This window comes from Streptomyces sp. NPDC006476, assembly GCF_040612015.1.
Taxonomy (GTDB): Bacteria; Actinomycetota; Actinomycetes; order Streptomycetales; family Streptomycetaceae; genus Streptomyces; species Streptomyces griseorubiginosus_B.
Map to the genome: position 1 here is coordinate 37,527 of NZ_JBEXPK010000002.1, position 24,941 is coordinate 62,467.

Below are 24,941 nucleotides of genomic sequence, written 5' to 3' on the forward strand. Positions count from 1 at the left end.
ATCCGTTGATCAACCGAATCGGTTGATCAAGCGTTGGTGACCAGGACCTTGAGCGCCGTGCGCTCGTCCATCGCCTTGTAGCCGTCCGGGACGCCCTCGATACCGACGGTCATGTCGAAGACCGGCGACGGGTCGATCGTGCCGTCCAGGACGTCGGGCAGCAGGTCCGGGATGTAGGCGCGGACAGGAGCGACGCCACCGCGCAGCGCGATGTTCCGGTCGAACATGACGCCCAGGTCGACGCCGGTGCCGCTGCCGTGCGGGACACCGACGAATCCGATCGCGCCGCCGTCGCGCGTGATCTCGATCGCCGTGCGCATCGACTGCTCGGTGCCCACGGCCTCCACCACGGCGTGCGCGCCCTGGCCGCGGGTGAGTTCACGCACCGCCTCGACGGCCGCGTCCCCCCGCTCCGGGACGACGTCGGTGGCGCCGAAACGGCGGGCGATGTCCGTGCGGACCTGGTGGCGGCCGAGCGCGATGATCCGCTCCGCGCCGAGCCGCTTGGCGGCCAGCACCGCGCACAGACCGACCGCGCCGTCGCCGACGACGGCGACCGTGGCGCCCGGGCGGGTGCCCGCGCCGAGGGCCGCGTGGTGGCCGGTGCCCAGGACGTCGGAGAGGGTCAGCAGCGCGGACAGCAGGTGCTCGTCGGACGCGGCGTCCTTCGGCAGCCGCACGAGGGTGCCGTCGGCGAACGGCACGCGCACGGCCTCTCCCTGGCCGCCGTCGTACCCGACGGAACCCCAGAAGCCGCCGTGCTCGCAGGAGGTGGTCAGGCCCTCACGGCAGTAGTCGCAGACGCCGTCGGACCACATGAAGGGAGCCACGACCAGGTCGCCGCGCCGCACGCCCGTGACCTCGCTGCCGGTCTCCTCGACGAACCCGAGGAACTCGTGCCCGATGCGCTGGCCCGGCCGACGGGCCGCCTCGCCGCGGTAGGCCCACAGGTCGCTGCCGCAGATGCAGGCCCGCAGCACCCGCACCACCGCGTCGGTGGGCAGCTGCACCACGGGCTCGGGCACGTCCTCCACGCGCATGTCATAGGGGGCGTGGATGGTGGTGGCGCGCATGGCGAGGGTCCCTCTCGTGCGGTGTCGTGGGTGCGCTCAGGGGGTGGTCGAGCGCACTTCACGGTACGCCGTCGCGGGCGCGGGCCGCTCTTCGAGGGTGCCCCGGACCAGCAGGAACTGAGCGGCTGCGTACGTCAGCATGATCCACAGGTCGGGTCTCGGCGGCTGCGGCCAGTCCGCGACGCCGGTCGCGATGAGGGTGTCGGACAGCATGAACAGCGCACCGCCGAGACCGGCGACCGGGCCGAGCCGGGCGGCGGCGGTGTACGCCATGGCCGTGAGCAGGGTGCTGTAGCCGGCGACGGGGACGCGCAGGCCCGCGGGCAGGTCCGGCCACAGCAGGGCGACCGTGGTGACCAGGGCGGCGGCGTAGACGGGGGCGAGCAGACGGCCACGCGCGCCGGACGTGCCGTGCGGCGGTCGCCGTCGGCGGAAGTGGACGAGGTAGCAGACGTGCCCCGCCGCGAAGAACGCCATCCCTGCGAGGAACGCCCAGTCCGCGTCGGACAGCAGCAGGACGTCACCGCCCCAGCCGCACAGGAGCGCGGCGATCAGCAGCCGGGGCGCGCCGCGCACACCCGCGTGGGCGGCGAGAAGCGGCATCAGCAGGGGCTTGGCGACGACATGGCCGGGGTGGAAGCCGACGGCCAGAGAGGCGAGATCGACGACGGTGGCGGTGACGAATGCGCCGAGGAGGACAGGCGCCAGGGCACGGGTGCGTGCCCGGCCCTCAGGGCCCGGCGTCACGCGGCCGCGGTCCCCTCGGCCGGGGCCGGCTCGGCGACCGGGGCGGCCTCCACCGGGGGCGTCGGCGCCCAGCCCGGGCCGCGGAAGACCCGCCCGGCCCGCTCGCCCCAACTCCTCGCCGCCCGGACGTCCTTGAGGATCGCGACGTACTCATGGGTGGCGACCTTGATCGGGTTGAACGTGTTGATGTTCTTGGTCAACCCGTAGACGGGGCGTTCGGTCTCGGGCACGAAGGAGCCGAAGAGCCGGTCCCAGACGATGAGGATGCCGCCGAAGTTGCGGTCCAGGTAGCCGCCCTGGGAGGCGTGGTGGACGCGGTGGTGGGACGGGGTGTTGAAGACGAACTCGAACCAGCGGGGCATCTTGTCGATGCGTTCGGTGTGGATCCAGAACTGGTAGACGAGGTTGGCCGAGGAACAGAACGCGAGGGCGGCCGGATGCACTCCGACGGCGATCAGGGGGACGTAGAACGGCCAGACCGTCCATGTCGTCCAGGGCTGGCGCAGCGCGGTGGTGAGGTTGAACCTCCGGCTGGAGTGGTGCACGACGTGGCAGGCCCACAGGATGCGGATGACGTGGTGGCCGCGGTGGGACCAGTAGTAGAAGAAGTCCTGCGCGAGGAGCATCAGGGGGACGGTCCACCACAGCACGGGCACGCGCAGGGGCGTGAGTTCGTAGACCGCCGAGTAGATCGCGACGATCGGGATCTTCCAGAAGAAGTCGAAGACGAGGCTGCCGAGTCCCATGCCGACGCTCGTCGCGGCGTCCTTGGTCTCGTATCCGGCCGCCTCCTCGTCGGGATGGATGCGCACGCTGATCATCTCGACCACGGTGAGCAGCACGAAGGCGGGTATCGACCACAGCACGACATCGGGCAGGTTCGGCATGGGGGCACCGTAGAACCGCTGGTCGGCCGCGGCTAGACGTTGTTACCCACAAGTATTTCCCGGGGTACGCGCTTGCTTCTTGGCGATCTCCGCCAATGGGTGTGCGACGCGGTGGCCCTAGACCCCGGCGGCGCCGAGCAGTGCCCCCGCCGCGTACGTGACGCCCATCGCCAGCGCGCCGCCCACCACGTTCCGCAGGACGGCCCGGCCCGGTTCCGCGTCGCCCAGGCGGGCGCTGCTCCAGCCGGTGAGGACGAGGGCGGCCAGGACCGAGACCACGGTGATCCACACCCGCCAGCCCGCGGGCGGCAGCACGATCGCGAGCAGGGGCAGCAACGCGCCCACGGTGAACGCGAAGAAGCTCGCCCACGCCGCGTGCCAGGGGTTCGTCAGCTCGTCGGGGTCGATGCCGAGCTCCACGCGCGCGTGCGCCCTGAGCGCGTCCCGTTCCGTCAGCTGCTCGGCGGCCTCCCGGGCGACCTCGCGGGACAGGCCGCGCTCCTCGAGCAGTTGGGTCAGTTCCTCCAGCTCGGCCTCGGGCTGCTCCCGCAGCTCCCGCTTCTCCATCGCCAGGGCGGCCAGCTCGGAGTCGCGCTGGGTGGAAACGGAGACGTACTCGCCTGCGGCCATCGACATCGACCCGGCGAGCAGCCCCGCGAGCCCGGCGGTGAGGAGCGCGGAACGGTTGTCGGTCGCGCCGGCCACACCGACGACCAGTCCGGCGGTGGAGACGATGCCGTCGTTGGCGCCGAGCACCGCCGCGCGCAGCCAGTTCAGCCGCTGACCCAGTGCGCCCCCATGGGCCTCACCGCCGTGCGTCGCTTCGCTCACACCGCGAGGATGCCACCCTGCCGACACCCCCACGCGGACCGACGCTCACGGACCTGCGCCCATCCCGCGCGCCCGCCCCTCACCACACCCGTACCGAAGCCCCCTTCGCGAACAGCGGGCTGGTCGCGTCCTGCGGGGGCTCCGGCAGGGGCTCCGCGATCTCCTCCACCGTCGGGCCCACCTTCGCCGCGATGGGGTCCAGCAGGTCCAGGTCGAAGCCGTAGACGCGGGCCGCGTTGCCGCCCAGCATCGCGGTCAGGTCCTCCCGGGGGACGCCCGGGAAGGCGAAGCGCAGGCCCTCGCGGGTGTACGGGTAGGTGCCCTCGTCGTGCGGGTAGTCGCTGCCCCACATGATCTTGTCGACGCCGATGCGGTCCCGCAGCGGCACCTCGTGGGGCCGCATGAAGCTGGCGCCGACGTAGCAGTTGTCGTGCCAGACCTCGGAGGGCGGTTTGCCCATGCGGGCGGCGAGGCCGGCGCCGAACTTCGACTCCGCCGTGGACGCCTTGGTCGCGGCGGCGATCAGACGGCCGTGGTAGTAGTCCAGCATGTCGAGCACGCCCGGGATCCAGCCCGAGCCCTGCTCGGTGAGGACGAGTCTCAGGTCCGGATGACGTCGGAAGGCGCCGCCGAAGACCAGGTGCCACAGGGCGCGGTGGGAGAACCAGGTCGTCTCGACCATGAAGACCGCGCGGGCGGCCGGTTCGTCGCCGAGCGGCGGGGACGCCGAGCCCGCGTGGTGGTTGACGGGCACCTCGAGTTCCTCGCAGACGGCCCAGATGGGGTCGTACGCCTGCGAGTAGAGCTCCGGCAGCCCGGAGCCCGGCGGGGTGCCGGGGAGCATCAGGCCGCCCTTGAGGCCCGCCTCGGCGGCCCGCCTGATCTCCTTGACGGCAGCTTCGACGTCACCCAGGAGGATCTGGAAGACGCCCGCGCGCCGGCCCGGCGCCGCCGCGCAGAAGTCCGCGAGCCAGCGGTTGTGGGCGCGCAGCCCGGCCCAGCGCCGCTCGAACTCCTCGGCGCTCGGGGCGGGCGCCATCAGGGAGCCGGACGGGAAGAACGGCGGGATGGTGTTGGGGAAGATCACCTCGGCGACGATGCCGTCCTGCTCCAGCTCCGCCAGCCGCCGCTCGGAGTTCCAGTTCTGGTCCGCCGCGTCGGCGAGCAGGTCCTCGTAGGGGTTGACGTAGGTCGCCGCCCACACGTCGAACTCGTCGTGGTAGCGCTTCTCCAGGTAGGGCTTGTAGTCGAGCAGGTCGGCTCCCGCGTGGCAGTCGGCCGAGATGACCGTGTACCGGTCGTTCACCGCGTCACCCCCAGGGTCGGGAAGTCATGGTCGGTCAGCCAGTGCCGGCCCACCTCGCGCGAGCGCGCCCAGGACGCCTCCACGGCCTCCTGGTCGTCCGGCTGGCCGAGGTCGCCCGGGGTGGGGCCGATGCGCCGGGCCAGCGGGGTCAGCCTCGCCACGTCGAAGCCGAAGACCTCGGCGGCCGCGAGGCCGAGCATGCGGCGCGTCTCGGCGACCGGGATGTCGTGGAAGGTCCGGCGCAGCCACGCACGCGTGTCGGGCCAGGTGCCCTCGGGGTGCGGGAAGTCGCTGCCCCAGAGGATGTTGTCGACGCCGATCTCGTAGCGCTGGGCGAGTTCGCGGCGCTTGGTGTTGGTCGCGCAGATGAAGACCTGGCGGTCGAGGTACTCGCTCGGCGGCCGCTTCAGCTCCTCGAAGGGGGAGAGCTTCTTGCCGCCGTGCGCGCCCAGGTAGAGGCGGTCCATGAACCACAGCAGGTTCGGCAGCCACCAGCAGCCCGACTCCGCGACTCCGAATGTGAGGCCGGGGTGGCGTTCGAAGACCCCGGACCAGAGCAAGAACCACAGAGGGCGGGCCGGCCACCAGGTCACCTCGCTGACGAAGATGCCGAGGTGGTCGCCGTACTCGTGACGCGGGGCCGATCCGGAGTGGGTCAGCACCGGCATGCCGCACTCGGCCGCGGCCGCCCATACCGGGTCGTAACGGCGGTCGTGGTAGGGCTCCTTGTCGCCCCACAGCGCGGGGATCATCAGCGCGCCGAGCCCCGACTCCCTGGCCCGGTGGATCTCGGCGACCACCTTCGTCACCTCGGCCGTGACGGGCAACAGGGCGACTCCGCAGTGCCGTTCGGGGTTCTCCGACACGAAGTCCGCGAGCCAGCGGTTGTGCGCCTGCGCACCCGCCATGCCGAGCTCCGGGTCGTGGTCGCCGGACAGGCCGAGGCCCACTCCGAAGGGTGCGGCGGTCTGGCTGTCGACGGCGTCCGCGTCGGGGAAGACCACCTCGGCGGCCACCCCGTCGCCGTCGAGCTCCTTGAGCCGCTGCGAGGTGTCCCAACCGCCGCGCAGGCCCTCCTCGTTGTCCTGGAACCACTTGGCCGCGAACGCGTCGTTGCGGATGCCGAGCCGGGTCATCTCCTCGCGACGGCGTTCGCGCCCGGCGAGGAACTCGTCGAAGTCCCGGTGGAACCGGCTGTCCAGATAGGTCCGGTACTCCTCGGTGGGCAGCCCGGCATGGCAGTCGGAGGAGATGATCAGATACGGCTCCTGGTCGGTCACATCGGCCTCCTCAGTCCAGGATGAAGCTCTCCAGGTACGACGGGTTCGTGCGGTCCAGCATCGACCCGGCCCGCGCGCGGATCTGGGCGTCGCTGTGCTCGCTCGGCGGCAGCAGCCAGAAGCGGTCGGCGCGGACGCCCTCTACGACGAACTCCGCGACCTCCTCCACGGGCGTGAAGCGGACCTCCTTGCCCGCCGCCCGCATCGCGGTCTCCCACTGGTCGAGGCTGCGGTACGGGGTTTTCCGCGGCCGCTCCTTCGCGTACCGCTCGGGACGGTTGCGGTGCGACTCCCACAGGCCGGTGCGCAGCATGTGCGGGCCGGGGAAGAGCACCGAGGCGCCCACGCGCGCGTGCTCCGCCCTCAGGTGGGCGTACAGGGACTCGGTCATGGTGACGACGGCCGCCTTGGTGACGGCGTACACCGAGGCGGTGGGCAGCGGGGCGATACCGCCGTCACCGGAGGACGTGTTGACGACATGACCGGGTTGACCGGAGTCGATCATCCGTGGAACGAACGCCTGGATCCCATGGAAGACGCCCCACACGTTGACGGAGAACGCCCACTTCCAGTCGTTCGGTTCGTGCTCCCACATCCGGCCCTCGGCGCCCGAGCCGACCCCGGCGTTGTTGCACAGCAGATGGACCGCGCCGTAGGTGTCGTACGCCGACTCGGCGAGGTCGAGTACCTGTTGGCGCTCGCCGACGTCCACCACGCGCGCGTGCACCTCCGCGCCGGCGGCCCGCAGATCCGCGGCGGCCTTCTCCAGCGCGCTCTCCTCGACGTCCGCGAGGACCACCTTGAGCCCCTCCGCCGCGAAGCGCCGGGCCATCGCGAGCCCGATCCCGCTCGCCGCGCCGGTGACGACGGCGACCTGGCCTGCCTTCAGTTCCACGGCACCCCACCTCTCCGGATCGCTCGGGCCGAGCTGGTCTCCTGCCGGGGGTCCGGGGGTTGTCCCCCGGGCGGACACAGCATCAGGCGGCCCCTTCCGAGTTTTCCGGCGGCGCGTCGTGGACCTGCCGTGGATCGTCGTAGCGCTGGTGGACGTACGGCAGCAGCGCCTCGCCGCCGACCCGTTCGACGACCTTGCCGCGCTGGTCGCTGGTCTTCTCTCCGATGGTGATGTCGAGGAGCCTGAGGACCGGGAGGTCGGCCACCGGGTCGTACATCGACTCGCGCAGGACGACGTCCCCGGTGACGCGTTCCAGCCGGCGCACCTTCTCGTGGCGTACGCAGTGCACGAGCACCGGGTCGGCGTCGAACCCCGAACCGTCCACCGCGGGAAGGAACTTGAAGTAGAAGTCGGTCTTGCGGCTCGGCTCCGGCAGGGGCAGGGTCTCGCCGACCCGGCCGCGCACCTCCACGAAGGCGATGTCGTGCCGGGCCATCCACGCCCGTACCGCGGACCCGTCCCGCTCGACCCTCACCTCGCCCAGTTTCTTCGGCTCCCCGAAGACCTCACGGCCGCCGGTCAGGGCCCGCTCATGGGTCATCGGCATCACGAGCGGGTACCAGCCGTCGACGCCGCCGTGGCTCGCGGCGACCGCGAACGAGCCCGCGCCGAGCGGGTATCCGGGCAGATCGACCTTGCTGATGTTCACCCGGACCAGCGGCCGGCCGGTGGGTTTCAGCGGCGGTGGCAGCACTGCGGCCAGGACGTCCGGGTCGGTCTCCCACAGGGCCACCACACCGGTGGACCAGATGTCGGGAAGTCTCGCGCTCGCCGTCCGCGCCGCGGCGATCTCCGCCTCGGTCCGTGCGCCGTACCGTACGCGTGCCATACGCCGTACCGCCCTTCCGTCGAGGGGTCACACGCCGGGCGGGAGGCACGCTTGCACCGGGCGGTGAAAAGGTCCATAGCCGCGCGCGGGGCATTCCGGACATTCGAACGGGCTTGTGGGGCAGGGCACCTGACGGAGGGGAGTGTCAGTGGCGGCCCGTATCCTCAGTGACCATGCTCGAAGACCGTACGACGACCGCAGCGTCCTCCCCCACGGCGTGGCCGGCCGTGTATCCGCAGGGATACGCGGTCGTTGACGTGGAGACCACCGGCCTGGCCCGGGACGACCGGATCATCTCCGCGGCCGTCTACCGGCTTGACTCGCGCGGCGAGGTCGAGGACCACTGGTACACGACGGTCAACCCGGAGCGGGACCCGGGCCCGGTGTGGATCCACGGTCTGACGAGCGAGATGCTCGAAGGGGCTCCCCTGTTCACGGACATCGCCGGGGAGTTCGCGGACCGGCTGGAGGGCCGGGTGCTCGTCGCGCACAACGCGGTCTTCGACTGGCAGATGATCGCGCGGGAGTACGCGCGTGCGCAGCGTGAGGCGCCGGTCCGTCAGCGGCTGTGCACCATCGCCCTGTCCAAGGAGCTGGGCCTGCCGCTGCCCAACCACAAGCTGGAGACACTGGCCGCCCATTTCGGTGTGGTGCAGCGCCGGGCGCACCACGCGCTGGACGACGCGCGGGTGCTGGCGGAGGTGTTCCGGCCGAGCCTGGCGGCAGCGGCGGCGGGCGGCGTACGGCTGCCGTTGCTGGAGTGCCGCCCGCTGACGGAGTGGAGCGACAGCCCGGTGCCGCGCCAGCCGGGCGGCTACGGCGGCTACCGGTCGACGAGTTGGCGCCCCTCGCGCAAACGGCCCGCCTGCCCCTACCCCAACCCGGGTCGCTACCAGGACGGCAAACCACTCAAACAGGGCATGCGGGTGGCGTTCTCCGGGGACACCTCCGTCGAGCGGGACCTCCTGGAGGACCGCGCGGTCGAGGCCGGGCTGCATGTCGCGACCAGCATCTCCCGGCTGACCAGTCTGCTCGTCACGAACGACCCCGACTCGGGCACCTCGAAGGTGGTCAAGGCGCGGCAGTACGGCACCCCGGTGGTGGACGAGGCGGCCTTCGGGCAGCTGCTGCGCGATGTGGCGCCGGCCGACGAGTGACCCGTACGGACGGGTGATTGCGCGGCGACTCGCCCACCGCCGACTCGCCCCCACGGCGGTGGCGGCTCACCCTGTGGCGCATGGCGAAATGCGAAGTTTGCGGCAATGACTACGGAATGACCTTCGAGGTGCACGCACAGGGCGCTGTCCATGTGTTCGACTGCTTCTCCTGTGCGATCCATCGCATGGCCCCCGTCTGCGAGCACTGCCGGGTGCAGATCATCGGGCAGGGCGTCGAGGTCGGGAACCAGTGGTACTGCGGTGCCCACTGCGCCCGCGAGGCCGGGAAGACGGGGATCGTCGACAAGGTGTGACCCGCCACCCGCGTGCGTGCGCCCCACGACCGAGTTGTACGGTCGTGGGGTGTACCGCTTCCTGTTGACCCGGCAGTGGGTGATCCTCACGCTGGTCGCTCTGCTGCTCATCCCCACGATGATCAGGCTGGGCATCTGGCAGATGCACCGCTACGAGGAGCGCAGCGCCCGCAACCAGCTGGTCTCCGACGCGCTGCACGCGAGGCCGGTGCCCGCCGAGGAGCTGACCTCGCCGGGACACACCGTGACCAGGCACGACCGCTACCGCACGGTCACAGCGAAAGGTCACTTCGACACCAAGGACGAGGTCGTCGTCCGCCGCCGCACCAACTCCGACGACGAGGTCGGCTACCACGTGCTGACCCCGTTCGTGCTCGCCGACGGCAAGGTGCTGCTGGTCAACCGGGGCTGGATCCCCTCCGACGGGCCGAGCCAGACCACGTTCCCCAAGGTGCCCGCGCCGCCCGCCGGCACGGTGACGATCTCCGGGCGGCTGATGCCCGACGAGACGACCGCGGCCAGCGGCATCAAGGACCTCAAGGGGCTGCCGCCCCGGCAGATCATGCTGATCAACAGCGAGGAGCAGGCCCGCCGTCTCGGCGCCGAGGTGCTCGGCGGCTACATCCAGCAGACGGCGCCCGACCCGAAGGGCGACACCCCGGAGCAGATCTCCGACCCGGGCAAGGAAGACGCCCCGCTGAACTACGCGTACATGATCCAGTGGTGGCTGTTCGCGGCCGGTGTCCCCTACGGCTGGTGGGTGCTGGTCAAGCGTGAGCGCCGGGACCGGGCCGAGGCGGCGGCGAAGGAGTCCGAGACGGAGGCCGAACCGGCGTCCGTGTGAGGCACCGGCCCGGCTCACCCGCCCGGGTCAGCCCCTGATTGTCGGCCGAAGCCGCCGGGAACCCGCACAGCGTGCACCCGCGTATCGAGGACTACGCCCTGATCGGCGACGAACAGACGGCCGCGCTGGTCGGCCTCGACGGCTCCGTCGACTGGCTGTGCCTGCCCCGCTTCGACTCCGCGGCCTGCTTCGCCAGGCTGCTCGGCGACGAGGACAACGGTCACTGGCGCATCGCCCCCAAGGACGCCGAGGGCCCCTGCACCCGGCGCGCCTACCGGCACGACACCCTCGTCCTGGACACCGAGTGGGAGACCGGCGAGGGCGCGGTACGCGTCACCGACTTCATGCCCGAGCGGGACCGCACCCCCCACCTCGTCCGCATCGTGGAGGGCCTCGGCGGCCGGGTGACCGTCCGCAGCACCCTGCGCCTGCGCTTCGACTACGGCTCGATCGTGCCCTGGGTGCACCGGTCCGGCGAGGAACGGGTGGCCGTCGCCGGCCCGGACGCGGTGTGGCTGCGCAGCGAACCGGACGTGCACACCTGGGGCGAGGACTTCGGCACCCACGCCGAGTTCACCGTCGAGGAGGGCGAGCAGGTCGCGTTCGTACTCGGCTGGCACCCCTCGTACGAGTCGCCACCGCCGCGCATCAACCCGCACAAGGCCCTGCGCACCAGCGTCCGCGACTGGCGGGAGTGGGCGGGGCGCTGCCGTTACGACGGCCCGCACCGCGACACCGTCGTCCGCTCCCTGATCACCCTCAAGGCCCTCACCTACCGTCCCACCGGCGGCATCGTGGCCGCCGCCACCACCTCGCTCCCGGAGGAGCTGGGCGGCGTCCGCAACTGGGACTACCGCTACTGCTGGCTGCGCGACTCGACCCTCACCCTGAACGTGGGGCTGTCCGCGGGCTACCGCGAGGAGGCCGAGGCCTGGCGCGACTGGCTGCTGCGCGCGGTCGCGGGCGACCCGGCCGACCTGCAGATCATGTACGGCCTCGCCGGCGAGCGGCGGCTGCCGGAGGTCGAGCTGCCGTGGCTGTCCGGCTTCGCCGGCTCCACGCCCGTACGGATCGGCAACGACGCCTACACCCAGCTCCAGCTGGACGTGTACGGCGAGGTGATGGACTCGCTGTACCTGGCCCGGAGCTCGGGGCTGTCGACCAGGCCGCACATGTGGGCGATCCAGGTGGCGCTGATGGAGTGGCTGCGCGACGAGTGGCGGCAGCCGGACGAGGGACTGTGGGAGGTGCGCGGTGGCCGGCGGCACTTCGTGCACTCGAAGGTCATGGTGTGGGTGGCCGCCGACCGGGCCGTGCGCACGCTGGAGGAGAACCCCGAGCTGGAGGGCGACCTCGACGGCTGGCGCGCGCTGCGCGACGCGGTGCACCGGGAGGTCTGCGAGAAGGGCTTCGACAGCGAGCGGAACACCTTCACGCAGTCCTACGGCTCGCGCGAACTCGACGCCGCGCTGCTGCTCATCCCGCGCGTGGGCTTTCTGCCGCCGGAGGATCCGCGGGTGCGCGGCACGATCGACGCGATCCGCGAGGACCTGACGCACCGCGGCTTCCTGCGCCGCTACAGCCTGGACGAGACGACCGTCGACGGGCTGCCCGGGGACGAGGGTGCGTTCCTGGTCTGCTCGTTCTGGCTGACGGACGCGCTGCAGATGACGGGCCGCACCGAGGAGGCGCGCGAGCTGTTCGAACGGCTGGTGGGGCTCTGCAACGACGTGGGACTGCTGTCCGAGGAGTACGACCCCGTGGCCCGCCGCCAGCTCGGCAACTTCCCGCAGGCCTTCAGTCACGTCGGTCTGGTGAACACCGCCCTCGCCCTGTTCGGCACCGGGGAGGCAGGATAGGGGCCATGGATCTTGGACTGAAGGACCGGGTGTACGTCGTCACGGGAGCCACGCGGGGCCTCGGCAACGCGGCGGCGCGGGAGCTTGTCGCCGACGGGGCGAAGGTGGTGCTGACCGGCAGGGACGAGAAGCGGGCGGTCGACGCGGCGGCCGAACTCGGGCCCGACGCCGTGGGCGTGGCCGTCGACAACGCCGATCCGGAGGCGGCGGCGCGGCTGATCGCGGTGGCGCGGGAGCGGTTCGGGCGGTTCGACGGTGTACTGGTGAGCGTCGGCGGGCCCGCTCCGGGGTTCGTCGCCGACAACACCGACGAGCAGTGGCAGACGGCGTTCGAGTCGGTCTTCCTCGGAGCGGTGCGGCTGGCCCGGGCGGCGGCCGCGGAGCTGGAGGCCGGGGGTGTCATCGGGTTCGTGCTGTCGGCGTCGGTGCACGAGCCGATTCCGGGGCTGACGATCTCCAACGGGCTGCGGCCCGGTCTCGCCGGTTTCGCCAAGTCCCTGGCGGACGAGCTCGGGCCGCGGGGCATCCGGGTCGTGGGCCTTCTCCCCTCCCGCATCGACACGGACCGGGTGCGCGAGCTGGACGGGATGTCCGCGGACCCGGAGGCCACGCGGGCCGCGCACGAGTCCCGTATCCCGCTCAGGCGTTACGGCACGCCGGAGGAGTTCGGACGGGCCGCGGCGTTCCTGCTGTCGCCCGCCGCCTCCTATCTGACGGGCGTCATGCTTCCCGTGGACGGCGGAATGCGGCACGGCTTCTGAGGGCTTCCGCCACTCAACTGACCCTTTCGGCACGGTGTTTGACGGCCTTCAGCCGGACCTCCGCCGGGAGGGCGGCCAGGCCCGCCGAGTCGCGGGCGTGGGTCAGGGCCCGGGCCGTCAGGTGGTGCAGGGCCCAGGACGGGTCCACGTGCGGCTCCAGCAGGAGCTGGACGCGGGTCTGCGGGGCCGTGCGGCGGCCGGTGAGGTGGGCGCGGGCGTGGGCGACGCCGTCCGGCTCCGCCGCCTCGCTCGCCAGGACGCCTTCCAGGGCCCGGCCCCGCAGCAAGGCGCCCTCGCTGTCGCCGGTGTCGACCAGGACCTCCCTCAGCCTGCGCCGCCGCAGCACCGCGGCCAGCCACCACAGGGCGAGCAGGACGAGGACGGCGAGCGCGCCGAGCACTGTGGGCCACCACCAGCCGTGGCCCTCCCAGCGGGTACGCTCGGCGTCGCTGAGCAGGACGTCGTGGCGGCCGTCGTGGATCCACCAGGAGGGCGGGTTCGCGCCCAGCCCGACGGCCAGGACGGAGCCGCCCAGGGCCAGCAGCGCGAGGCCCACGACGCCGATCAGTACACGGTTGACGATCCTCAGCACCGCTCTCACCCCTTCCGCCCGAGGTGCCGTACACGCACATGCAGCGCGGGCGGACGCGAGAGCCCCATACCGCTGATCGCGGCACCCAGCGCGGCCTCCAAGTCCTCCTGTACGTCGTCCAGTTCGCGGAAGTGGGAGACGGCGCGGACGTCGGCGCGCGAGCGGCCCACCCTGACCCGCGCCGACTGGACGCCGGCGATCTCCATGGCACGGTCGCGCAGCACCAGGGCCGCGGCCTCCCGCTGCAGTCCGGCGTGTACGTCGGGATGGACGCGCCGCATCGGCAGGACGCCGCGCAGTCCGGGCGTGGCCGCCAGCACGATCAGCCAGACGCCGAGAGCGGCGGCGACTCCGGCGCCGACGAGGACCCAGATGTCGTCGAGGGGGCGGTGCGCGAGCTGGTGGGCCAGTTCGCGGCGCCAGGCCATCGCGGGCCGGTGCGCCCGTACGGCGGCGACGTCGTAGAGGAACATGCCCGCGACGGCGAGGACCAGCAGGGCCACGACGGCCGCGGGGACGCGGCGCGCGGACCAGAAGCGGCCCTCGGGGCCGTGGTCGCCGACGACCGGGGGCGGTGGTGCCTCCGGTGCCCGCTCGATGACCGGCAGTCGTTGTGTGGTGCCCTCCGAGCCCTGGGGCTCGCTCATCGCGTCCTCCCCTGTGCCGCGCCGTACGCCGGGGTCAGATGCAGCCGCTCCACGTGGACGGCGACCTCCGGCACCTCCATGCCCACCAGAGCGCGTACCCGGGAAGCGACATGTCGACGCACATCCGCGCACCGGGCGCCGATGTCACAGGGGTAGTCGATCTCGAGATGGAGACGGATGTGGGCGGTGCGGTGGTGCACGACGACCGTCGCGTGGGGGTGTGACGCCTCGTCGGACTGGCCGGCGAGCGCCTCGCGGGCCGCCTCGGCGGCGATCTTCGAGACGACCCGGTCGGCGATCCTGGTCGCGCCGCGCTCCCCCGGCGCGACGGCCGCCGGGGCTCTGCCCAGGTCACCGACGCCGTCGCTCACCCACGTCACCGCCTGCGGTCGTCACGTGTGCGGAAGAAGTCGCCGAGCTCCAGGTCCCCCTCCAGGAACCGGCCCACGACGAACCCGGCGGCGCCCAGGGCGGCCACCAGCAGGAAGGCCCCGAAGCCGCCGAAGTAGCCGGCGAAGCCCAGCGCCATTCCGGCAATCATGCCGACCACGGCCATTCTCATCGTGTGCTCCCCTTACGGTCGTCCACTCGCCGGGCCGTCACTGGAGCCGGGGCTCCGGTTCCTCGTCCTCTTCCTCCGGCAACTTCACGTCACTCACCGCGATGTTGACCTCGACCACCTCGAGGCCGGTCATCCGCTCCACGGCCGCGACGACGTTCTCCCGTACGGCGCGGGCGACGTCGGCGATCGAGACGCCGTAGTCGACGACGATCTCCAGGTCGAGCGCCGTCTGTACCTCTCCGACCTCGACCTTCACCCCGCGGGTCACGGACTTCGAGCCGCCGGGCACCCGGTCGCGCACGGCGCCGAAGGTGCGGCTGAGCCCGCTGCCGAGGGCGTGGACGCCGACCACGTCCCGGGCGGCCAGCCCGGCGATCTTCTCCACCACCCCGTCGGCGATCGTCGTACGTCCCCGGGCGCCCGGGTCTCCCCCACCGCGCCGTGTGACCTGTGCCCTGCGTGTCCCCGGGGTCTCGGGTAGGTCCTTCTCGACTCCGGGGGTCCCCGTCCGGTTCTGCTCCGTCATGTCGGTCATCGCCGTACGTCCCTTTCCGTTCGTCGTCCTGTGACCACCGTAAGTGGGGTTGCGCCATCACGCGCCAGGGATGCGGCAGGCTGGAGGAATGACGGCGGACAGATGGACACAGGCGGTACGGCACCAGCTGGGGCTGGGCAGGCTCCTGCCCCTCGGGGAGGATCGAGACGGCGCCTGGATCACGGAGGAGGCGGCCGGGGCGGTGCTGCGGAACGCGGCCTGTGAACTGCCCGGGGTGCGGCTGGACGCCCTCCGCGTCGCTCTGACGGACCCGGAGGACACGCACGACCCCGTCGTACCGCCCCCGCCCAGTGCCCTGCCGCCGGGACCGCTACGGATCACGGCGGACTTCGCAGCGACGACGACCGAGCCGCTGCCGACCACGGCGGCCCTCCTCCGCACGACCCTGGCGACGGCGGCGACGCGGTTGCTGGGGCTGACGGTGACGGAGGTGGACCTACGGGTGACGGAACTGCTGGACGTGGAGGAAGGGTCGCAGGAGGCCGGCGCGGGGGCTGAGTCGGGGGCGGGGGCTCACTACCCGCCGCCCGCACAGCCACGACCGGCGGGGCCGGAGACGGCCGACGAGGAACGCGTGGCCGTCGCCGCCCTGGCCGTCCCGGGCGTGGACCGTCTGACGGGCGGCGTCGGGCATCGGGCCGTGCATCTGGAGGAGCGGCAGTCGGAGGGCGCGCTGCCGCGCCGCCATGTCCGCGTGGAGTTCGCGGTCCGCGCGGACCACCGCCCACTGGACGTGGCCCGAGAGGTCCGCGCCGCCGTCTCCACAGCCCTACCGGACCACCCGACGGTGGCGACCCTGGTCACGGCGGTAGGCCCCTGACCGAGGCCCGGGGCCGAGGCCACCGCTCCAAGATCTTCGACTACGAGTGGATGGCCGACCACGGCTTCCTCAACGCCGAGGGTCCCCCGACGCACCGGCGTACACCCGAAGAACGGCCGCCGCGCGGGCCCGCGGGGTCGATCCCACCGAACCGGCACAGGCGGTCGCGCCGGGCCGGCTCAGGTCGTCCCGCCCACCCGCGGGGTCACTCGCCGAGGCCGGCCAGGTCTCGCAGGCGGCGGGCCTGGGCGGCTCGTTCCGCGGCGCGCTGGTCGTCGTAGGTGCGGTCGTGGGCGCCGCGGAGCAGGGTCTTGGTCTCGATCACCGCGTCCCGGGGGGCCGCGAGGATCGCCGATGCCAGGTCGGAGACGGCCGCGTCGAGCTGGTCGGCGGGGACGGCGAGGTTGGCGAGGCCGGTGCTGACCGCCTCCTCGGCCTGGACGAAGCGGCCGGTGAGGCAGATCTCCAGCGCGCGGCCGTAGCCGACGAGGGCGACGAGCGGGTGCGTGCCGGTCAGGTCCGGGACCAGGCCCAGGCTGGTCTCGCGCATGGCGAACTGCACGTCGTCCGCGACGACGCGCAGATCACAGGCGAGGGCGAGCTGGAAGCCGGCCCCGATGGTATGCCCCTGTACGGCGGCGATGGACACGAGGTCGCCGCGCCGCCACCAGGTGAAGCCGTCCTGGAACCCGGCGATGCTCGCGTCGAGTTCACCGTCGCTGCTGCGCGCGAGGTCGATGAACGTCGGCTCGCCCTGGATGCCCTCGGGCGTGAACATCTGCCGGTCGAGGCCGGCGGAGAAGGACTGCCCCTCGGCACGCAGCACCACGACACGGACCGACCCCGGCAGCACCCGCCCGGCCTCGGCGAGCGCCCGCCACAGGGCGGGGCTCTGCGCATTGCGCTTGGCCGGGTTGGTGAGCGTCACCGTGGCGATCGCGTCGTCGACGGTGAGCCGTACGCCGTCCTTGTCGAGTACGGGACCGAGGTCCTGGGCGGACGTGGCCATGGGGTGCCTCCGATGAGTGCGGTCAGCAGAGCAGTAGGGACTACAAGCTAAGTGACTGCACAGTAACCACCCGGCCAGTCATCCGGCCGACCGGGTGGCCACCATCGAAGCCGATGGGCCGCCCAGGTCAGGACGAGGCGGCCTTCTTGCCCCGTGTCGCACCGCCACGCCCACGGAGCGTGACGCCCGACTCGCTGAGCATCCGGTGCACGAAGCCATACGAGCGGCCGGTTTCCTCGGCCAGTGCCCGAATGCTCGCACCGGAGTCGTACTTCTTCTTCAGGTCTGCCGCGAGCTTGTCGCGCGCGGCGCCGGTCACCCGGCTGCCCTTCTTCAGAGTCTCGGCCACCCGTGCCTCCTCATGGGAAGTGCGCTCTGGTCTCCTCATGATCACCCCTCCGGGCCGTCATGGCCACCCATTCGGCAAGGTCCGTGAGACAGGCTTTTGACGACAGGAGCGCGTCCCCACATACGGAATACGGAATTCCGCGTTGTCGTGTTCGTTCGGCCGAACGGGTTGATCCACGAAGTGCCAGGTCAGGACGTGACGCGGCCGAGCCCTTCGGGGACGGAGGGCTCGGCCGGGAAATTGATGTAGGACACACCTCGGTACGAGGAGATCTCACACAGATGGTGGATCACCGATGGGCCGAATGATCCATACGGCGTTGATCACGCGGTGATCACGTATTCGATCAAGCGAGCGCGACGAGGTCCGCGTAGTCGGATCCCCACAGATCCTCGACCCCGTCGGGCAGCAGGATGATGCGCTCCGGCTGGAGTGCTTCCACGGCGCCCTCGTCGTGGGTGACCAGGACGACCGCTCCCTTGTAGGTGCGCAGGGCGCCCAGGATCTCCTCGCGGCTGGCGGGGTCGAGGTTGTTGGTGGGCTCGTCCAGGAGCAGCACGTTGGCGGAGGAGACCACCAGGGTCGCGAGGGCCAGCCGGGTCTTCTCGCCGCCGGAGAGGACGCCGGCCGGCTTGTCGACGTCGTCGCCGGAGAACAGGAACGAGCCGAGCACCTTGCGGACCTCGACGAGGTCCATGTCGGGGGCGGCCGAGCGCATGTTCTCCAGGACCGTGCGGTCGGCGTCGAGGGTCTCGTGCTCCTGGGCGTAGTAGCCGAGCTTGAGGCCGTGCCCGGGGACGACACCGCCCGTGTCGGGCTGCTCGACGCCCGCGAGGAGCCGGAGCAGGGTGGTCTTTCCGGCACCGTTGAGGCCGAGGATGACGACCCTGGAGCCCTTGTCGATGGCCAGGTCGACGTCGGTGAAGATCTCCAGCGAGCCGTAGGACTTCGACAGACCCTCGGCCATCAGCGGGGTCTTGCCGCAGGGCGCGGGCTCGGGGAAGCGCAGCTTGGCGACCTTGTCCGACTGACGGACCGCCTCCAGGCCGGCGAGGAGCTTGTCCGCGCGGCGGGCCATGTTCTGAGCGGCGACGGTCTTGGTCGCCTTGGCCCGCATCTTGTCGGCCTGCGAGTGCAGCGCGGCGGCCTTCTTCTCGGCGTTGGCGCGCTCGCGCTTGCGCCGCTTCTCGTCGGCCTCGCGCTGCTGCTGGTAGAGCTTCCAGCCCATGTTGTAGACGTCGATCTGGGCGCGGTTGGCGTCCAGGTAGAACACCTTGTTGACGACCGTCTCGACCAGGTCGACGTCGTGGGAGATGACGATGAAGCCGCCGCGGTAGGTCTTGAGGTAGTCCCGCAGCCAGATGATCGAGTCGGCGTCGAGGTGGTTGGTCGGCTCGTCGAGCAGCAGGGTGTCCGCGTCGGAGAACAGGATGCGCGCCAGCTCGATACGGCGGCGCTGACCGCCGGAGAGCGTGTGCAGCGGCTGGCCGAGGACCCGGTCGGGCAGGTTGAGCGCGGCGGCGATGGTGGCGGCCTCGGCCTCGGCGGCGTACCCGCCCTTCGTCAGGAACTCCGTCTCCTGGCGCTCGTACTGCCTGAGGGCCTTCTCCCGCGTGGCGCCCTGGCCGTTGGCGATGCGCTGCTCGTTCTCGCGCATCTTGCGCAGCAGGACGTCCAGGCCGCGCGCGGAGAGGATGCGGTCGCGGGCGAGGACGTCGAGGTCGCCGGTGCGGGGGTCCTGCGGGAGGTAGCCGACCTCTCCGGAGCGGGTGATTTGGCCGGCGGCGGGGATGCCCTCGCCGGCGAGGCACTTGGTGAGGGTGGTCTTGCCGGCGCCATTGCGTCCGACCAGGCCGATGCGGTCGCCCTTGGCGACTCGGAAGGTGGCGGACTCGATGAGGACTCGGGCGCCGGCGCGCAGCTCGATACCGGTGGCGGAGATCACGGACATGCTCCAGGGCGGACAGGGGGTTGACGGATGGGCGGCTGAGGACGTTCCCGCCGTCTAATGCGCGAGGAGAATGGCCATGGGCCAAGTCTAACGGGGCCGTGCAAGCGCATTTTCTACGTCCAGGTGTTCGTTACGGCACTTGTCAGTTCCCTCCGGTGTGCACCTGGAAGGCGGCGCGGCGCACGGCCTTGGCGAGGGCCGGGTCGGGGTGGGCGGCGGCCAGGGCGACCAGGACCTGGACGGTGCGCGGGTGGCCGACGGCGCGGACCTCGTCGAGCAGCATCGGCACCGTGGGCTGCACGGCGGACTCCAGGTGCCGTACCAGCATGGGGGCCTCGCCGTGGTCGGCGACGGCGGCCGCGGTGTCGACCCACAGCCAGGTGGCCTCCTCGCGAGTGAGCACCTCGTGCGCGTCCTCGGGGTCGACGCCGTCGTGCTCGGCCAGCCACAGCAGGGCGTACGGGCGCAGGGTGGGCTCGTCGGCGACGGCTCGGACGTCGGGCTCGGCGGGGGCGCCGACCACGCGCAGCGCCTCGAAGGCGAGACCGCGCAGCAGGGCATCGTCGCCGCGGGCGGCGGCGATGAGCTCGGTGACCGCGCTGCCGACGGGTCGGGCGGCGAGCCAGGCGCGGTACTCGGCGCGGGCGGCGTTCGGGCGCAGCTGGGCGCAGCCGCGCAGCATCTCCTCGGCGACGGCCTCGATGTTCCCGGCCGGGCTCTGCGCGGCGACGCAGATCTGCTCCAGCTTGACCCACACCGCCCAGTTGCCGAGCGGGGTGAGCGTCGCGTGTCCGTCGCCGTAGGTGAGGGCGCCGACGGAGGCGAGGGCGTGCAGGGCCCAGTCGAGAAGGGGGGCGAGCGGGGCGTCGGGCGCCTCGGGCTGCTCGACGGGCTCGGGCTGCGGGCCGTAGGGGATCTCGCAGCGCTCCGTGCGCAGTTCGACGACCCGCTGCTCCAGCAGGTCCAGCAGTTGCTCCACCGGGACGGGCCCGGCGGACAGCTGGAGGAAGGAGAGCACCTGCGGCATCGCCGAGACGACCTCGGCGACGGCGGCGGGCTCGTGCTCCGAGGGTTCCGCGTGGGCCAGCGACCAGGCGTCGAACAGGGCGACCCAGCCGCGCAGCACGGCGCTGTCGTCCCGGTCCCAGGCGCGCAGCCGCCAGCCGGGGCGGGCGCTGTCGCCGTGCACCTCGACGAGGCCCGCGAGCCGCGCGGTGTCCCAGTCGGCGCGGACCTGAGCGACGGTCAGGCCGAGGTCCCGGGCCGCCCGTTCGGCGGTCGCGTCGGAGAGGGTGGCCTTGCCGTCGGCCCGCGCGCCCTCGCTGCCGGGGCCGAGGGCGGCGTCGGCCCAGTGGGCGACACGGGCCGCGTCGGCAAGACCTGAGCGCGCCATTCTGGCCAGCTCCGCGGGTGCCGGTGTGCCCTCCGGCGGGCGCGGTGCCGGGCGCCGTGGGCGCCGCTGGTTCACGGCTGTGGGGGCGGCGGCCAGGGGTCGCGGGCGGACGAGTCGAAGCCTGGAGTCGCGCGGGATACGGGACGTCACGGGTGCAGTCTTCCGGTTGACCGTCCGAAAACCCAAACGGAACGTCACCGGGGGCGACGGGCGTGGCCAAGGGACGGGGCCCATGGGGCGGTGAAGGGCCTGGAACAGGCCAGTGGTACGGCCTTAAACGGAATCGGGTCGACCGTTCAGCGCCGATTCCTCACGACGGGTTCACATCAGCGGGGTGAGGAATCGGCGCAGCGCCTCCTCGTAGCCTTGCGGATCCGCGTTCCACATCGCCGCGTGCGGGGCCCGGCGGACGGTGTGCAGGGCGACCAGGTTCGGGCGGCCCTCGGCGAGGCTGCGGGAGAACTGCCAGGGGGCGAGGGTGTCGTCCGGGCCGTGGATGACGAGGGTCGGCACGCTCGGTTCGGCGGCGGCCGCGGCGGAGCGGTCGCCCTCCATGCCGGTGCGGCCCTGCGCGGCGCGCACCGCGAGCGGCAGCAGCGCGCCCGGGGTGCGGCGGGCGGCGGCGAGGGCGCGCAGGGTGGTCGCCCAGCTGAGCACGGGCGAGTCCAGGATCAGCCCGGAGACGCGGTCGCGCAGTCCCGAGTGGGCGGTGGCGCGCATCGCCATGGTGGCGCCGGTGGACCAGCCGAGCAGCACGACCCGTTGGGCGCCGTTGCCGACGGCGTGCCGGATGGCCGCGTCCAGGTCGCGCCACTCGGTCTCGCCGAGGTGGTTCAGGCCGTCCGGGGAGCGGGGGGCGCCGGGGTCGCCGCGGTAGGCGAGGGCGAGCACCGGGAAGCGCTGGCGGTGCAGGAACTCCATGACGTTCATGGTGAGTTCGCGGGTGGTGCCGAGGCCGTGCACGGCGATGACCCAGGTGCTGCGCGCGCCGGGCACGAACCAGGCAGGCAGGGTGCCGAGTTCGCCGGGAATGTGGACGTCGGTGTGGTCGAGGCCGAGGGAGTCGCGGGGGTTGCCGACGTACAGGTTGGGGGTGAGCCACACCTTGTCGCCGGGTTCGAGGGTGCCGTGCGTGACGCGTTCGAGGCGGCGTACGACGGTGTCGGCGGAGTGCGTCGCGTGGGCGAGGACGGGACCGACGACCGCGTGGGTGCCGTCGCCCGCCAGGCCGTAGGTGCCGGGGCGCAGGGCGGCGAGGTCGCGGGTGAGGGCGATCTGGCCGGCCGCCGTGGCGTGCACGGTGAGCCGGGGTTCGGTGGGCAGGGGGCGGCCGGGCGGCGCCTTGAGCGCGGCGTCGCTGGCGAACCGGCCTGCGGCCACGGAGGCCGCGCCGGCGGCCAGGGCTACGGTGACGGCGGCGGCCGTCGCTTTGACAGTGCGCACCTGTCCAGTGTCCTGGCGGTCCCGGTGCCCGGCCAGCGGAAGGAGGAAGCGGGGTGATGCCGTCCGTCGGCGGCGGTGTGGTGTGCTCACTCCACCCCGGTACCCCGTGACGTCACCTCTGCTGCCCGTACCCCCGCAGCTTTTCGCCGACCTCCTCCACCTGGGCGAGGGAGAGCAGGTTCGGGGACATGCCCGGCACCGAGGAGGCGGTGAGCCACAGGCGGCACATCCACTCCAGCTGGGCCGTGCGGTCGTAGGCCTGGGACAGACTCGCGCCATGGGCGACCGTGCCGTGGTTCTGCAGGAGGCAGGCGGAGCGGTCGGCGAGGGCGCGGAGCATGTTCTCGGCCAACTCGTCGGTGCCGTAGGTCGCGTACGGGGCGACTCGGACCGGGCCGCCCAGGGCCGCTGCCATGTAGTGGATCGTCGGGAGCTCGGGGACGAGGGTGGAGACCGCCGTCGCGTGGACGGCGTGGGTGTGGACGACCGCCCGCGCGCCGGTCGAACGGTATACGGCGAGATGCATCGGCAGCTCGCTGGTCGGGACCAGGGTGCCGAGGACCTGCCGGCCGTCGAGGTCGACGCCGGTGATGTCGTCCGGTGCGAGGCGGTCGTAGGGGACGCCCGAGGGCGTGACCAGCACGGTGTCCCCGACGCGCGCCGAGACGTTGCCCGAGGTGCCGACGACCAGGCCGTCGGCGACGGTGCGGCGGGCCGTCGCCACGAGCTCCTCCCAGGCCCGCGTCTCCTCGGGCAGCGCGCCCCGCTCTCCTCGTACGTTGTGCCCGTCCCGCTGCTGTTCGCCCATGCCGCGATCATCCCAGGCGCATATCGACCGGGAACCGAGTTCGCTCGGGACCACCCACCGCGACACTCTGACGCCCACCCCAGTTCATCTTCTGTTCACCCAGGTTTCCTACGGTCAACCGACCGATGACTTCGAACGATTGCCTGGGTAAATGGAAAACTTCTCGCTGATCCTCGCGATTGTGGTGATCACCGCACTCGCGTTCGATTTCACGAACGGTTTCCACGACACCGCCAACGCGATGGCCACCACCATCTCGACCGGCGCACTCAAGCCCAAGGTCGCGGTGGCCATGTCCGCCGCGCTCAACCTTGTTGGCGCCTTCCTCTCCGTGGAGGTCGCGAACACGATCTCCAAGGGTCTCGTCGATGAGAACGGCATCCGTCCCGAGGTCATCTTCGCCGCCCTGGTCGGCGCGATCCTCTGGAACCTGGTGACCTGGCTGGTGGGCCTGCCCTCCAGTTCCTCGCACGCCCTGATGGGCGGTCTGATCGGCGCCACCGTCGCCTCGGCCGGCTTCGGCGCGGTCCACGGCGACGTGCTCGTCACCAAGGTGCTGCTGCCGGCGCTCGCCGCCCCGGTCGTCGCCGGGCTCGCCGCGACGCTGGCGACCCGCTTCTCCTACGCACTCGACCGCAAGGCCGACGGCAAGGCGGCCGAGAAGGGCTACCGCGCCGGGCAGATCGCCTCGGCCGGCCTGGTCTCGCTGGCCCACGGCACCAACGACGCGCAGAAGACGATGGGCATCATCACCCTCGCCCTGGTCGCCGGCGGCGCCGTCGCCCCCGAATCCGACCCGCCCACCTGGGTCATCCTCTCCGCGGGTCTGGCCATCGCCCTCGGCACGTACATCGGCGGCTGGCGCATCATCCGCACGATGGGCAAGGGCCTGACCGAGCTTCAGCCGCGTCAGGGCTTCGCCGCCCAGACCAGCGCGGCGACGGCCATCCTGGCCTCCTCCCACCTCGGTTTCTCCCTCTCCACCACGCACGTCGTCTCCGGTTCGGTGATGGGCGCGGGCCTCGGCCGCAAGGGCGGGGTGGTGCGCTGGTCCACCGCGACCCGGATGCTGGTCGCCTGGGTCCTGACGCTGCCGGCCGCCGCCCTGGTCGGCGCGGGCGCGGAGTCCGTGACGGACCTCGGGGACTGGGGCACCGCCGTCGTCGCCGTCTTCCTCGTCGCCGCGAGCGCCGCGATCTGGAAGGTCTCGCGCCGCGAGGTCGTCGACGCGTCGAACGTCAACGAGACCGAGGAGCCGGCCGGCGTCGTCACCACGGCGATCGCCGCCGTCACCCCTCCTCCCCCGGGCGCGGTGACGGAGGGTCTGACGGCCACGATCGCCGCGCCGGTCACCACCACGGAACCGGCGGCCCCGCCGGCCGCCGTCTGAGCCCCGGCCACCCGGTAACGAAGGAATCAGCAGCATGAAGATCGACTGGTCGGCCCTGGGCTCCGTCTTCGGTGTCAGCCTCGCGGTCACCGTGGGCCTCGTGGCCCTCTTCACCCTCGGCGTCATGGGCCTGTCGCACCGCGAGCGGGCCACCGCGCAGGGCGGCTCGGCAGCCCTCGCGACGGCCGGAGCGTACGTGGCCTTCGCGGGGTGCGCGGCGGCGGTGGCGTACGGAATCAATTTGATCATGGCCAAGGGCTGAGCCCTGACCTCCTGTTGGTGCCGGGACGGTGATCCGTCCCGGCACCTCGCGTTTCCGTGACCACGGCGACCCCTCGCATGTGGGCCTCAGCACACTCTCCCGTCGCAGGTCAACGGCAAGTTGACTGCCGTTCGGGTGCGTGGTGGACTGCCGGAGCCATGTACGGCGGCAAGGGAGGAAGCCGGTGCGAGTCCGGCGCGGTCCCGCCACTGTCACCGGGGTAGGTAGCCCCGGGAGCCAGGAACTCCCACCGCCGGTCTCGTCGAACCAGGGCGCGGACACCCTGAGTGAGGACATACAGCCATGCTCGCCTGCC

The 24,941-nt window shown here is 72.1% G+C and carries 27 protein-coding genes and 1 riboswitch; of the genes, 8 read left to right on the top strand and 19 right to left on the bottom strand.

Annotated features, from left to right (window positions below):
* Positions 1-26 precede the first annotated feature (26 nt).
* The 8 genes from ABZZ74_RS02240 to ABZZ74_RS02275 form a co-directional block, all read right to left on the bottom strand.
* Complete coding sequence (locus ABZZ74_RS02240; protein ID WP_356761159.1) at positions 27-1,073, bottom strand: zinc-dependent alcohol dehydrogenase family protein; 1,047 nt, start codon at positions 1,071-1,073, stop codon at positions 27-29.
* A gap of 36 nt (positions 1,074-1,109) precedes the next feature.
* Entirely contained in the window at positions 1,110-1,781 is a 672-nt protein-coding gene (locus ABZZ74_RS02245; protein ID WP_356761693.1) for a lysoplasmalogenase, read from the bottom strand.
* A 35-nt stretch (positions 1,782-1,816) separates the two neighbouring features.
* On the bottom strand, positions 1,817-2,707 hold the full coding sequence (locus ABZZ74_RS02250; RefSeq protein WP_356761160.1) for a sterol desaturase family protein: 891 nt from the start codon (positions 2,705-2,707) through the stop codon (positions 1,817-1,819).
* Between the two features lie 117 nt (positions 2,708-2,824).
* Positions 2,825-3,538, bottom strand: coding sequence for a VIT family protein (locus ABZZ74_RS02255; protein WP_356761161.1), 714 nt, complete (start codon positions 3,536-3,538; stop codon positions 2,825-2,827).
* A gap of 79 nt (positions 3,539-3,617) precedes the next feature.
* Entirely contained in the window at positions 3,618-4,844 is a 1,227-nt protein-coding gene (locus ABZZ74_RS02260) for an amidohydrolase family protein (RefSeq protein ID WP_356761163.1), read from the bottom strand.
* Complete coding sequence (locus ABZZ74_RS02265; protein WP_356761165.1) at positions 4,841-6,124, bottom strand: amidohydrolase family protein; 1,284 nt, start codon at positions 6,122-6,124, stop codon at positions 4,841-4,843. Before ABZZ74_RS02265 ends, ABZZ74_RS02260 begins: the two co-directional genes overlap by 4 nt.
* A gap of 10 nt (positions 6,125-6,134) precedes the next feature.
* Positions 6,135-7,019, bottom strand: a complete 885-nt coding sequence (locus ABZZ74_RS02270; protein WP_356761167.1) for an SDR family NAD(P)-dependent oxidoreductase — start codon at positions 7,017-7,019, stop codon at positions 6,135-6,137.
* An 82-nt stretch (positions 7,020-7,101) separates the two neighbouring features.
* Positions 7,102-7,908 (bottom strand): acetoacetate decarboxylase family protein, encoded by an 807-nt coding sequence (locus ABZZ74_RS02275; RefSeq protein ID WP_356761169.1) that lies wholly within the window; start codon positions 7,906-7,908, stop codon positions 7,102-7,104.
* A 173-nt stretch (positions 7,909-8,081) separates the two neighbouring features.
* Here ABZZ74_RS02275 and ABZZ74_RS02280 point away from each other — a divergent pair, with 173 nt between their 5' ends.
* The 5 genes from ABZZ74_RS02280 (at position 8,082) to ABZZ74_RS02300 (ending at position 12,843) form a co-directional block, all read left to right on the top strand.
* Complete coding sequence (locus ABZZ74_RS02280) at positions 8,082-9,065, top strand: DEDDh family exonuclease (RefSeq protein WP_356761171.1); 984 nt, start codon at positions 8,082-8,084, stop codon at positions 9,063-9,065.
* A gap of 80 nt (positions 9,066-9,145) precedes the next feature.
* Positions 9,146-9,379 (top strand): hypothetical protein, encoded by a 234-nt coding sequence (locus tag ABZZ74_RS02285; RefSeq protein WP_356761172.1) that lies wholly within the window; start codon positions 9,146-9,148, stop codon positions 9,377-9,379.
* 49 nt (positions 9,380-9,428) lie between these two features.
* Positions 9,429-10,223, top strand: coding sequence for an SURF1 family protein (locus ABZZ74_RS02290; RefSeq protein WP_356761174.1), 795 nt, complete (start codon positions 9,429-9,431; stop codon positions 10,221-10,223).
* Between the two features lie 71 nt (positions 10,224-10,294).
* Complete coding sequence (locus ABZZ74_RS02295) at positions 10,295-12,082, top strand: glycoside hydrolase family 15 protein (RefSeq protein WP_356761175.1); 1,788 nt, start codon at positions 10,295-10,297, stop codon at positions 12,080-12,082.
* A gap of 5 nt (positions 12,083-12,087) precedes the next feature.
* Positions 12,088-12,843, top strand: coding sequence for an SDR family oxidoreductase (locus ABZZ74_RS02300; RefSeq protein ID WP_356761177.1), 756 nt, complete (start codon positions 12,088-12,090; stop codon positions 12,841-12,843).
* A 13-nt stretch (positions 12,844-12,856) separates the two neighbouring features.
* Here the strand turns inward: ABZZ74_RS02300 and amaP are convergent, their stop codons facing one another.
* The 5 genes from amaP to ABZZ74_RS02325 are packed head-to-tail and all read right to left on the bottom strand — an operon-like array spanning position 12,857 to position 15,179.
* Entirely contained in the window at positions 12,857-13,435 is a 579-nt protein-coding gene (gene amaP, locus ABZZ74_RS02305) for an alkaline shock response membrane anchor protein AmaP (RefSeq protein ID WP_356761179.1), read from the bottom strand.
* A gap of 5 nt (positions 13,436-13,440) precedes the next feature.
* Positions 13,441-14,082: a DUF6286 domain-containing protein gene (locus ABZZ74_RS02310; RefSeq protein WP_356761181.1), complete on the bottom strand. Its 642-nt coding sequence runs from the start codon at positions 14,080-14,082 to the stop codon at positions 13,441-13,443.
* Complete coding sequence (locus ABZZ74_RS02315) at positions 14,079-14,462, bottom strand: hypothetical protein (RefSeq protein ID WP_356761182.1); 384 nt, start codon at positions 14,460-14,462, stop codon at positions 14,079-14,081. Before ABZZ74_RS02315 ends, ABZZ74_RS02310 begins: the two co-directional genes overlap by 4 nt.
* Positions 14,459-14,644, bottom strand: a complete 186-nt coding sequence (locus ABZZ74_RS02320) for a hypothetical protein (RefSeq protein WP_356761183.1) — start codon at positions 14,642-14,644, stop codon at positions 14,459-14,461. Before ABZZ74_RS02320 ends, ABZZ74_RS02315 begins: the two co-directional genes overlap by 4 nt.
* A gap of 37 nt (positions 14,645-14,681) precedes the next feature.
* Positions 14,682-15,179 (bottom strand): Asp23/Gls24 family envelope stress response protein, encoded by a 498-nt coding sequence (locus ABZZ74_RS02325; protein ID WP_356761185.1) that lies wholly within the window; start codon positions 15,177-15,179, stop codon positions 14,682-14,684.
* Between the two features lie 88 nt (positions 15,180-15,267).
* Between ABZZ74_RS02325 and ABZZ74_RS02330 the strand changes: the two genes are divergently transcribed.
* Entirely contained in the window at positions 15,268-16,020 is a 753-nt protein-coding gene (locus tag ABZZ74_RS02330; RefSeq protein WP_356761186.1) for a nucleopolyhedrovirus P10 family protein, read from the top strand.
* 205 nt (positions 16,021-16,225) lie between these two features.
* On the opposite strand, the gene ABZZ74_RS02335 is transcribed toward ABZZ74_RS02330, so the two are convergent.
* The 6 genes from ABZZ74_RS02335 to ABZZ74_RS02360 form a co-directional block, all read right to left on the bottom strand.
* The gene (locus ABZZ74_RS02335; protein WP_356761188.1) at positions 16,226-17,029 is read right to left on the bottom strand and encodes an enoyl-CoA hydratase/isomerase family protein; all 804 of its coding nucleotides are present in this window, start codon (positions 17,027-17,029) and stop codon (positions 16,226-16,228) included.
* Between the two features lie 127 nt (positions 17,030-17,156).
* On the bottom strand, positions 17,157-17,378 hold the full coding sequence (locus tag ABZZ74_RS02340) for a helix-turn-helix domain-containing protein (protein ID WP_004002281.1): 222 nt from the start codon (positions 17,376-17,378) through the stop codon (positions 17,157-17,159).
* Between the two features lie 346 nt (positions 17,379-17,724).
* Positions 17,725-19,323, bottom strand: coding sequence for an ABC-F family ATP-binding cassette domain-containing protein (locus ABZZ74_RS02345; protein ID WP_208785436.1), 1,599 nt, complete (start codon positions 19,321-19,323; stop codon positions 17,725-17,727).
* Positions 19,324-19,471: 148 nt separating this feature from the next.
* Positions 19,472-20,872: a hypothetical protein gene (locus ABZZ74_RS02350; protein WP_356761190.1), complete on the bottom strand. Its 1,401-nt coding sequence runs from the start codon at positions 20,870-20,872 to the stop codon at positions 19,472-19,474.
* Positions 20,873-21,043: 171 nt separating this feature from the next.
* Positions 21,044-22,165, bottom strand: a complete 1,122-nt coding sequence (locus tag ABZZ74_RS02355; RefSeq protein ID WP_356761192.1) for an alpha/beta hydrolase — start codon at positions 22,163-22,165, stop codon at positions 21,044-21,046.
* 112 nt (positions 22,166-22,277) lie between these two features.
* On the bottom strand, positions 22,278-22,973 hold the full coding sequence (locus ABZZ74_RS02360) for a class II aldolase/adducin family protein (protein ID WP_356761193.1): 696 nt from the start codon (positions 22,971-22,973) through the stop codon (positions 22,278-22,280).
* A gap of 151 nt (positions 22,974-23,124) precedes the next feature.
* Between ABZZ74_RS02360 and ABZZ74_RS02365 the strand changes: the two genes are divergently transcribed.
* Positions 23,125-24,363 carry an inorganic phosphate transporter gene (locus ABZZ74_RS02365; RefSeq protein ID WP_356761194.1) on the top strand — a complete coding sequence of 413 codons (1,239 nt, stop codon included), beginning with the start codon at positions 23,125-23,127 and terminating at the stop codon, positions 24,361-24,363.
* A gap of 34 nt (positions 24,364-24,397) precedes the next feature.
* Positions 24,398-24,625: a hypothetical protein gene (locus tag ABZZ74_RS02370; RefSeq protein ID WP_133048219.1), complete on the top strand. Its 228-nt coding sequence runs from the start codon at positions 24,398-24,400 to the stop codon at positions 24,623-24,625.
* Between the two features lie 125 nt (positions 24,626-24,750).
* Positions 24,751-24,893, top strand: a riboswitch (cobalamin riboswitch).
* The last annotated feature ends 48 nt before the right edge of the window (positions 24,894-24,941 follow it).

Bases quoted from the DNA above. Each gene is read 5' to 3' on its own strand.
- ABZZ74_RS02240 (WP_356761159.1), bottom strand. From the start codon at position 1,073: ATGCGCGCCACCACCATCCACGCCCCCTATGACATGCGCGTGGAGGAC.
- ABZZ74_RS02250 (WP_356761160.1), bottom strand. From the start codon at position 2,707: ATGCCGAACCTGCCCGATGTCGTGCTGTGGTCGATACCCGCCTTCGTG.
- ABZZ74_RS02275 (WP_356761169.1), bottom strand. From the start codon at position 7,908: ATGGCACGCGTACGGTACGGCGCACGGACCGAGGCGGAGATCGCCGCG.
- ABZZ74_RS02280 (WP_356761171.1), top strand. From the start codon at position 8,082: ATGCTCGAAGACCGTACGACGACCGCAGCGTCCTCCCCCACGGCGTGG.
- ABZZ74_RS02285 (WP_356761172.1), top strand. From the start codon at position 9,146: ATGGCGAAATGCGAAGTTTGCGGCAATGACTACGGAATGACCTTCGAG.
- ABZZ74_RS02300 (WP_356761177.1), top strand. From the start codon at position 12,088: ATGGATCTTGGACTGAAGGACCGGGTGTACGTCGTCACGGGAGCCACG.
- ABZZ74_RS02310 (WP_356761181.1), bottom strand. From the start codon at position 14,082: ATGAGCGAGCCCCAGGGCTCGGAGGGCACCACACAACGACTGCCGGTC.
- ABZZ74_RS02320 (WP_356761183.1), bottom strand. From the start codon at position 14,644: ATGAGAATGGCCGTGGTCGGCATGATTGCCGGAATGGCGCTGGGCTTC.
- ABZZ74_RS02325 (WP_356761185.1), bottom strand. From the start codon at position 15,179: ATGACCGACATGACGGAGCAGAACCGGACGGGGACCCCCGGAGTCGAG.
- ABZZ74_RS02330 (WP_356761186.1), top strand. From the start codon at position 15,268: ATGACGGCGGACAGATGGACACAGGCGGTACGGCACCAGCTGGGGCTG.
- ABZZ74_RS02335 (WP_356761188.1), bottom strand. From the start codon at position 17,029: ATGGCCACGTCCGCCCAGGACCTCGGTCCCGTACTCGACAAGGACGGC.
- ABZZ74_RS02360 (WP_356761193.1), bottom strand. From the start codon at position 22,973: ATGGGCGAACAGCAGCGGGACGGGCACAACGTACGAGGAGAGCGGGGC.
- ABZZ74_RS02365 (WP_356761194.1), top strand. From the start codon at position 23,125: ATGGAAAACTTCTCGCTGATCCTCGCGATTGTGGTGATCACCGCACTC.
- ABZZ74_RS02370 (WP_133048219.1), top strand. From the start codon at position 24,398: ATGAAGATCGACTGGTCGGCCCTGGGCTCCGTCTTCGGTGTCAGCCTC.